This window comes from Kitasatospora sp. NPDC004240, from assembly GCF_053603215.1.
In genome coordinates this window covers 19,228-27,317 of record NZ_JBSGFD010000114.1, presented here as the reverse complement: position 1 = coordinate 27,317, position 8,090 = coordinate 19,228, and the positions used below count along the sequence as shown (strand labels likewise).

8 protein-coding genes are annotated in these 8,090 nt (G+C 75.8%); 5 read left to right on the top strand and 3 right to left on the bottom strand.

Annotated features, from left to right (window positions below; all coding sequences use genetic code 11):
* The 3 genes from ACWEQL_RS27035 to ACWEQL_RS27025 all read left to right on the top strand — a co-directional run.
* On the top strand, nucleotides 1-514 hold a 514-nt coding region (locus tag ACWEQL_RS27035; protein ID WP_452152918.1), incomplete at its 5' end, for a hypothetical protein.
* Between the two features lie 127 nt (nucleotides 515-641).
* Nucleotides 642-1,511 carry a GNAT family N-acetyltransferase gene (locus ACWEQL_RS27030; protein WP_452152917.1) on the top strand — a complete coding sequence of 290 codons (870 nt, stop codon included), beginning with the start codon at nucleotides 642-644 and terminating at the stop codon, nucleotides 1,509-1,511.
* A 130-nt stretch (nucleotides 1,512-1,641) separates the two neighbouring features.
* Nucleotides 1,642-2,253 (top strand): DUF7691 family protein, encoded by a 612-nt coding sequence (locus ACWEQL_RS27025; protein WP_452152916.1) that lies wholly within the window; start codon nucleotides 1,642-1,644, stop codon nucleotides 2,251-2,253.
* Between the two features lie 156 nt (nucleotides 2,254-2,409).
* Here the strand turns inward: ACWEQL_RS27025 and ACWEQL_RS27020 are convergent, their stop codons facing one another.
* Both ACWEQL_RS27020 and ACWEQL_RS27015 read right to left on the bottom strand, forming a co-directional pair.
* Nucleotides 2,410-3,033 (bottom strand): isochorismatase family protein, encoded by a 624-nt coding sequence (locus ACWEQL_RS27020; RefSeq protein WP_452152915.1) that lies wholly within the window; start codon nucleotides 3,031-3,033, stop codon nucleotides 2,410-2,412.
* A 117-nt stretch (nucleotides 3,034-3,150) separates the two neighbouring features.
* On the bottom strand, nucleotides 3,151-4,143 hold the full coding sequence (locus ACWEQL_RS27015) for a GlxA family transcriptional regulator (protein ID WP_452152914.1): 993 nt from the start codon (nucleotides 4,141-4,143) through the stop codon (nucleotides 3,151-3,153).
* A 179-nt stretch (nucleotides 4,144-4,322) separates the two neighbouring features.
* On the opposite strand from ACWEQL_RS27015, the gene ACWEQL_RS27010 reads away from it, so the two are divergent.
* On the top strand, nucleotides 4,323-5,999 hold the full coding sequence (locus ACWEQL_RS27010) for an outer membrane protein assembly factor BamB family protein (protein WP_452152913.1): 1,677 nt from the start codon (nucleotides 4,323-4,325) through the stop codon (nucleotides 5,997-5,999).
* Nucleotides 6,000-6,215: 216 nt separating this feature from the next.
* Entirely contained in the window at nucleotides 6,216-7,118 is a 903-nt protein-coding gene (locus tag ACWEQL_RS27005) for a universal stress protein (protein ID WP_452152912.1), read from the top strand.
* A 175-nt stretch (nucleotides 7,119-7,293) separates the two neighbouring features.
* On the opposite strand, the gene pflA is transcribed toward ACWEQL_RS27005, so the two are convergent.
* Nucleotides 7,294-8,073: a pyruvate formate-lyase-activating protein gene (gene pflA / locus ACWEQL_RS27000; RefSeq protein ID WP_452152911.1), complete on the bottom strand. Its 780-nt coding sequence runs from the start codon at nucleotides 8,071-8,073 to the stop codon at nucleotides 7,294-7,296.
* Between the last annotated feature and the right edge of the window lie 17 nt (nucleotides 8,074-8,090).

The following is an 8,090-nucleotide window of genomic DNA, read 5'->3' as shown; positions in this document are numbered from 1 at the left end:
CGCCGCGCTGGCCCTCGCCGCCCTCGGCGTGGGCGGCGGCACCGGCACCGTGCTGGACCGCACCGGGCCGATCGGCGCGGCCGCCGTCGCGGCCCTCGCGCTCTGGGCCGCAGTCCCGCCCGACGGCACCGAACGCCCCCCGCGCACCCGGGCCGCCCGGATCGCCGCCGCCCGCACCACCGTGCTGGCCGCCGGTTCCGTCGTGCTCGCCGCGGTCGGCGACACCCCGGCGTGGCGGGGCGTCGCGGTGGCCGTCCTGCTCATCGGGTACCTGCTGCTGCTCGACGCGTTCGGCCCGCAGCGCCGCGCGCCGCGGCCGGCGCACGCCCTGGCCGCGCTGGCCGCCGCCGGGATGGTCCTGCCGGTCGCCCTCGCGCCGACCGGGGCGGGCGAGTGGTCCCGCCCGCTCGCGCTGCTGGGTCTGATAGCGGCGGCCGTCGGCGCCGGCCTGGCCCTGCGGCCGGGCGGCCACGCCACCGGGCGTCCGTCCGGGACAGCGCCCGTGCGGGAGTGACGTTCCCCGGCGGAGCGCCGGCGGGCGGAGCGGCGCGCGCAGCGGCGGGCGGAGCGGGCGGACGCAGCGGGCGGACGCAGCGGGAAAACCACTCGCGGCCGGCGCGCGCGCGAGGTGACAATGCGTCATGACATGGACGCTCAGCAGAGATCCGAGGCACTTCCTCGACCAGGCCGGTGACCACCTGGCGGCCGATCCCGCCCGGAACACCGTGCTCCTCACGGTGCTCGACCGGGTGACCACACAGGGCCTGGACGTCTTCGGAGACCGGCCGCCGGTGTTCGGATGGTGGCGCCCGGAGGCCGGCGCGCCGGTCGAAGGGGCCTTCCTGCGGACACCCCCGTACGAGCCCCGGCTCGGCGTGATGCCGCTGCGGGCCGCGGCCGAGCTGGCGGCCGAACTCGCCGCGGCCCGGGGCCCTTTCGCCGAGCTCACCGGGCTGCCGGGAATCGCCGGGGGCACCGAGGAGGCCCGGGCCTTCGCCGCCGCCTGGCAGTCGGCCACCGGCGCGACCTCCTCCGTCAAGGTCGGCCAGCGGCTCTACCGGTTGGGCGACCTGACCGGTCCGCCGCGCCCACCGGCCGGACGCCACCGGGCCGCCGGGCCGGCCGACCGCGAGCTGCTCGTCCGCTGGACCGAGGAGTTCCACACCGAGGTCGGCCTCGACGGCCCCGGGGACGCGGCCGGTGTGGACGCCCGGATCGCCGACGGCCGGTTGCACCTCTGGGAGGACGGCGGGCAGCCGGTCGCGATGGCCGGTGACAGCCCGGTGATCGCCGGGATGTCCCGCATCGGCCCGGTCTACACCCCTCGCGCGCACCGGGGCCGCGGCTACGCCAGCGGCGCCACCTTCGCCGCCACCGCCCACGCGCTCGGACGCGGCGCGAAGGAGGTGCTGCTGTACACCGACCTCGCCAACCCGACCAGCAACTCGATCTACCAGCAGATCGGCTACCGGCCGGTCGCGGACGACCTCGTCCTGTCCTTCACACACTGACCACGCCCGGGCAGAGCTCCGACGGAGCCCTGACACGGTCCTGACCGCCGCTCAGCACGGTTCCGGGAGCCCACGGCCGTGTGACCGGGCACCCGTACCGGCTGTCGGTCGCCCCCGCTAACGTGATCACATGAGTTCCTCCCTGAGCGTCTACCTGCTCGACCCCAAGGCCGCGCGCGCCCTCGTCGGCTCCCGCGACGACCAGCTGCTCCAGGTCATCCGCGACAGCTTCGCCGACGACCTGGCCTCCAGCGACAGCTGGTTCGACTCCGAGATCGCCGACGGCGCCCCGACCGCGTACGAGGCGCTGCGCGCGGTGGTGTACGGCGGGCCCTACGACGCCGCGGCCCAGTACAGCTTCCAGTACGGCTACGCCTACAAGCGCCTGTGCGCGCTGACCGGTTCGTTCCTCGACAACTCCAGCTTCTCCCCGTTCCGGGGCTCCTGGCTGGAGATGGTGGACGAGGGGCTGCGGGCGCTGCGGATCACCGCCGTCTCGGTGGCGGAGCTCGGTTACTACGACGGCCTGCCGGACGGCATACCGACCTACGAGCTGCCGCGCTGCGGCGAGTGGACGTACGAGAGTTGCGTGGCGGCGCTGGAGCAGTTCGAGCAGACCAAGCGCGACAACCACGCCCCGCCGCTGGAGCCGGAGGTGGTGGAGGCCGTCATGGACGTCATCGGGTGGCTGCGCGCGGTGGAGGCCCGTCCGGGCTTCGGCGTCGTGGGCTTCGTTTCCTGAGCCTCGTACCCCGAGCTCCGTACACCGGGCCCGAGGGTGCCGGCACGGCGGGCGGGGGCGGGCGGGGGCGGGCACGGCGGGCGGGCACGGCGGCGGGTTCCGCCGACCGCGCCCCCGCCCGTTCCCCCTCCCCCGCTGGAAATGGTCTCGGGTCGTTCAGTCCTCCAGGTCGTCGACGGTGGGGACGACGAGGCCGAACAGATCGGTGATGACGGTCAGCGCGGTGGCCTGGAGCGCGGGCGCCGGCTGGACGATGCCGTCCGGCGCGGTGAGCGCGCGGGTGGCGGTGGCCTCGGCGACGACGGTGGGCCGGTGACCGAGGTTGAAGGCGCCCTGCGCGGTGAAGGTCACGCACATGTGGGTCATGAAGCCGGCCAGGACGAGGTCCCGGCCACTGCCCGGTTCGACGCCGAACCCGGCCAGCACCTTCTCCAACTCGGTGGCGTGGAAGGCGTTAGGGAGCTGCTTGACCACCACCGGCTCACCGTCGACGGGCGCCACCTCGTCGCTGATCGAGCCGATCGGGGCGTGGATGTCGTACGGGGTGTCCGCGCCGCCGTCGTTGACGATGTGGACGACCGGCGCGCCCGCGGCACGGGCCCGCTCCAGCAGTCGGGCGCCCGCCGCGACGGCCTCCTCCGCGCCGTCCAGGGCCATCACGCCGCCGCGGTAGGTGTTCTGGAAGTCGATCATGATCAGGATGGACTCGCTCAGCCGCGGCGGCCGCTCGTCCAGCCCGATCACGTCGCGCAGGGTCCTGGAGGGGTGGTGCGTGCTCATCGGGGGCTCCTCTGGTCGGGGGGTTCGCCGGGGTGTCCGGTCTGCCGGATTCGTCGGGGGTGTTCAGGGCGTGCGGGGGCACGGCGCGGCGGCGCGTACGCGGGTGCTCCGGTGGGCTCAGGCCACCGGAGCGCGGAAACGGCGCCGGTAGGCGGCCGGGGTGGTGGCCAACTGCCGCCGGAACGCCCGGTGCAGGGTCTCCGCCGAGCCGATCCCGGCGGCGGCGGCGATCTGGTCGAGCGCGCAGTCGGTGGTCTCCAGCAGCCGCCGGGCCACCTCGATCCGGGCGGCCTCGACGTACGCCGCCGGGCTGGTGCCCGTCTCCTGCTTGAAGACGCGGGCGAAGTGCCGTTCGCTGAGGCACATCCGGGCGGAGAGCGCGGCCGCGGAGAGGTCGTCGTCCAGGTGGTCGGCGATCCACAGCCGCAGCTCGTCGATGTCCCGGCGGCCGGCGGCGGGACGGCTGAGCGGTACCGAGAACTGACTCTGTCCGCCCTGCCGCTTGAGGTACATCACCAGCTGACGCGCCACCGCCAGCGCGGTCCGCTCGCCCAGGTCCTCGGCCACCAGGGCGAGCGCGAGGTCCAGGCAGGCGCTGATGCCGGCGCCCGTCCACAGCCGCCCGCGGTCGGCGCGGACGAAGATCGGGTCCGGGTCCACCGTGACCGCCGGATGGTCGGCGGCCAGCTGGGCGGCGGTCGACCAGTGGGTGGTGGCCGTCCGCCCGTCCAGCAGTCCGGCCGCCGCCAGCACGTGCGCGCCCACGCACACCGAGGCCACCCGCCGTGCGTGCGGCGCGGTCGCCCGCACCCACTCCACGACCTCGCCGTCGATCCGGGCCACCGGGCCGTCCTCGGTCAGGTCGACCGCGCCCGGCACCAGCAGGGTGTCCACCTGCGTGCCGACGTCCCCGAAGGCCACATCGGTGAGCAGCCGCACGCCCGCCGCGGTCCGGACCGGCCCGGCGACCGGGCCGGCCAGCCGGACGTCGTAGGCGGCCCGGCCCGCGGTCTCCCGGTTGGCCAGCGAGAAGACCTCGGCCGGGCCGGTGACGTCGAGGAGGTCGACATCGGGGAAGACCGCGATGACAACCCGGTGCGAAGTGGGCATGCACCCATCCTCCGCGCCGCCGCCGCATGGCCGCAATGACGATTCCCCGTCACATCCGGACACGCGGACATCCGGCCCGGACGCCGCCCACCCCGCTTCCCAACGGCCGGCCGGCCGGCCGCCGGCAGGTGGGCACCGGCGTGCGAGGATGACCGCCGATCCACCCGGAGGTCCACCCGATGTCTGAACCACTGTCCGTCCGCCGCGTCCTCGGCGGTGGCCCGTTCGCCGAGATCGGCGACCCCGTCGCGATCGCACGCTGTGAGCGGCGGCGCCTGATCGCCGTCGGGGGCGATCTCGGCGATCTCGGTTGGCCCGGCCGCTCCGTCAAGGAGTGGGACGGGCACCGGGTCGGTGTCTACGGGCTCGACGGGCTGGACTGCCGCCTGGTCGTCGGGGCCCGGAGGCCGGTGCTCTCGGTGGACCTCCACCCGGCGCTGCCGCTGCTGGCCGTGGGCACCGGGGCGTACGACGGCGGGTACTGCTTCGAGGGTGAGCTGCTGCTCGTCGACCTGACGGACGGGCAGGTGGTCTCCGCGCTCCGGCACGGCCGCGAGGTCCGCCGGGTGCGCTGGCGCGAGGACGGCCGCACCCTGGAGCTGCGGCTGTCCCCGTACGACGACCAGACCGAGGACGCGTTCACCCACGACTTCGCCGCCCTGGTCGAGCGCGACGACTGGCTCGCCGTCGCCGATCGCGAGCTTCGGTGCGAGGAGCTCACCGGGCCGCGGGCCGAGACCGAGCGGCGCGACCACGGCCCCCGACCGGCCGTCCGGGAGGCCCTCGGCACGCTCTGTGCGGAACGGGGGACGTCCTGGTCGCTGCGACGGCAGGTCCGGGCCGTGGAGGCCTTGGCCGACGGCCGGGTGCTGGCCGCACTGGAGGGCACCGCGCTGGAGTGCCGGCTGCCCTCCGGCGAGCCGGAGTGGGCGCGTTCCGACCCCGACGGCGCGCACCAGCTGTCCCTCTGCCCCGACCTGCGGTCCGTCTGGGTCAACGTGGCCCGGCCGTCCCGCTGGAGGGACGGCAAGGGCTGGAAGGACGTCCCCGGCACGGTCGAACGGCTCTCCCTCGCGGACGGCAGCACCCTGGACACCGTCGAGGTCGGATACCCCGCCGCGCTCACGGCCTCCCTGGACGGCCGGATCGCGCTCCGCGACACCCGTTTCGAGCGGTCCCGGCCCGCGACCCTGTTGGTCGGGCCGGACGGCGCGCGGGCCGCCCGCGTGGTCGTCGGCGGGTACGACGGGCGCAACCAGTACTTCCCGGTCCGGCGCAGCCCCGAACTGCTCCTCCTCCAGGGGAAGAAGAAAAAGCACTGGAAGGACAAGTGGGTGGTGGCCGTCGACCCGCCGGAGGACGGTGGCGACGGCGAGCCGGTGATCCGACGGCTGTTCCCCCTCGAATGGGACGCCGAACGCGGCCGCCACCTCTTCGGCGGCCCGGCCCTGCGCCTCACCGACGCCGAGGTCCGCGCCGGCACGGGCGGCGGCACGGGCGGTGCCCTGGTGCACGCCGGGGCGGTCCACGACGGACACGGCCTGCAACCCGGCGGTGTGTTCATCGTCCGGCGCCGGTTCCCCGACGGCGCGCCGCAGTGGGAGTTCACCGGCGACCACCCCGTCACCGCCCTGGACACCGACGGCACCACCGTCTACGCCACCCTGACCTCCGGCGAACTCCTCGCCCTCGACGCGGCGGACGGCACTCCGCGCTGGCGCACCCGCCTCCGGGTGAACGGGATCCCGACCACGGGCCTGTCCCTGGCCGTGGCCGGAGCGGGACGGCTGGTCGTCGGCACCATGGACGGGCGGATCCTCCTCTGCGGGACGGCGTCGTCCTGGCCGGCGGCGTAGGACGAGGCGGGCCTCACGCCGAACTGACGATCCGTCACGTCCGCTCACGCGCAAGGGCCTTACGGCGGGGCTGCCCGGAGCTCCCCGTACGGAACGAGGGCCGAAGGTCCCGGCCGAACCGGGCCCGTCCGGCCCTGGGTGGGGCGGGCGCGCGGCGGGACAGTGGGGGCAGAGGCCCGCGACCCACGGGCGGGCCCACCCACCGGGAGGCTCCTCATGACCACGCGACAGATCGTCACCGGCTTCGACGGATCACCGGAGAGCGAGGCGGCCGCCGACTGGGCCGCGCGGGAGGCCCGGGCCCGGGGCGCGGCCGTCCGGCTGGTGCACGTCTGGCCGTGGCTGGCGACGGGCGCGGTGGCCGACGCCGGGACCCCGTGCCCGGACGACCTGCCGCCGGCCGCCGTCGAGGCGCTGGCGGCCGCGGCGGAACGGCTGCGCACCGCGCACCCCGGCCTCACCGTGGAGACCGGGCTGATCGGCGACGACCCGGCGGACGGCCTGCTCGACGGCGCCGACCGGGACCGCGCCGAGCTGCTCGTCGTCGGCTCGCGCGGCCTCGGCGGGTTCGCCGGTCTGCTGGTGGGCTCGGTGGGCCTCGCCGTCGCCGCCCGCTCCCGCGTCCCCGTCGTCCTGGTCCGCGCCCCGCACGAGGTGACCGGTGAGGGCGGTATCGGCAGCCCGGACGGGGAGGTGCTGGTGGGCGTGGACGTCCGCCAACCCGCCGACGCGCTGCTGGACTTCGCCTTCGCCGCGGCCGACCTCAGGGGCGTTCCGCTGCGCGTGGTGCACAGCTGGCAGCTGGTACCGGCCGGTTTCTGCACCGGGCTGGTCCCGCCGCCGGTCGACATCGCCGGGCAGGAGCACGCGGCCCGGGAGGCGCTCACCCAGGCGCTCGCGCCCTGGCGGGCCAAGTACCCCGGCACGGAGGTGGTCGAGGAACTCCGGCTGGACGGCGCCGCCTGGGCCCTCCTCCACGCCGCCACGGAGCACGACGCCTCGCTGGTCGTCGTCGGACGGCGGGAGCGGCCGCTCCCGTTCGGGCCGCGGCTCGGCCCGGTGGCCCACGCGGTGCTGCACCACTCGCCCGCCCCGGTGGCCGTCGTCCCGCACCCCTGAGCGTCCCGTTGACCCCATCCGTGCCCGAGGGCCCGGCGGCCGAGCCGCCGGGCCCTCGGGCACGTTCGGGCACAGCGAGGGACGTGCGGGACGTTCGGGACGTGCGGGACGTTCGGGACGTGCGGGACGTGCGGGACGTGCGAGAAGGTGCGGGACGTGCGCGGGGACGCGCCCCTCACACCGCGTACAGGCCCCGGGCGGCGAACCGCGCGCGGGCGGCGTCGACCTGCCCGGCCGTCGGGACGGGGGTGTCCGCCAGCGGGAAGTCCAGGCCCAGCGCCCGCCACTTGGCGGCGCCGAGCTTGTGGAAGGGCAGCACGTCCACCCGGGTCACATTGCCGAGCGAGGCGGCGAACCCGGCCACCCCCTCGACGTTCGCCGCCCCGTCGGTGAGGCCCGGGACGAGCACGAAGCGGACCCACACCTCCTTGCCGAGGTCCGCCAGCCGCTGCGCGAAGTCCAGGGTGGGCGCGAGCTCCTGCCCGGTGAGGCGCCGGTAGAGGCCCTCGTCCCAGGACTTGATGTCGAGCAGCACCAGGTCGACGTCCGCGAGCAGCGCGTCCGAGGCCCGGGCGCCGAGGAAGCCCGAGGTGTCGAGCGCCGTGTGCAGGCCGAGCTCGTGCTTGAACCGGTGGAACAGCTCGCCGCTGAAGCCCGGTTGGAGCAGCGGCTCGCCCCCGCTGATCGTGGCACCGCCGCCGGCGGCCCGGATGAACGCCGTGCACCGGGCGGCCTCGGCGACGACGGCGTCGGCGGTGGTGCGCCGCCCGGCACGGAGCGCCCGGGTGTCCGGGTTGTGGCAGTACAGGCAGCTCAGCGGGCAGCCCGCCAGGAAGACCACGAACCGGGTGCCGGGGCCGTCCACCCCGGTGGAGAGGTCCCAGGAGTGGACCGACCCGGTGGGTCCGTCGGTGGGCGGGCCCACCGGTATGCCGGTGCTGAGCAGGACGGTCATGTCCGGGGACCTCTCCC

Bases quoted from the DNA above. Each gene is read 5' to 3' on its own strand.
- ACWEQL_RS27030 (WP_452152917.1), top strand. From the start codon at position 642: ATGACATGGACGCTCAGCAGAGATCCGAGGCACTTCCTCGACCAGGCC.
- ACWEQL_RS27025 (WP_452152916.1), top strand. From the start codon at position 1,642: ATGAGTTCCTCCCTGAGCGTCTACCTGCTCGACCCCAAGGCCGCGCGC.
- ACWEQL_RS27015 (WP_452152914.1), bottom strand. From the start codon at position 4,143: ATGCCCACTTCGCACCGGGTTGTCATCGCGGTCTTCCCCGATGTCGAC.
- pflA (WP_452152911.1), bottom strand. From the start codon at position 8,073: ATGACCGTCCTGCTCAGCACCGGCATACCGGTGGGCCCGCCCACCGAC.
- ACWEQL_RS27020 (WP_452152915.1), bottom strand. From the start codon at position 3,033: ATGAGCACGCACCACCCCTCCAGGACCCTGCGCGACGTGATCGGGCTG.
- ACWEQL_RS27010 (WP_452152913.1), top strand. From the start codon at position 4,323: ATGTCTGAACCACTGTCCGTCCGCCGCGTCCTCGGCGGTGGCCCGTTC.
- ACWEQL_RS27005 (WP_452152912.1), top strand. From the start codon at position 6,216: ATGACCACGCGACAGATCGTCACCGGCTTCGACGGATCACCGGAGAGC.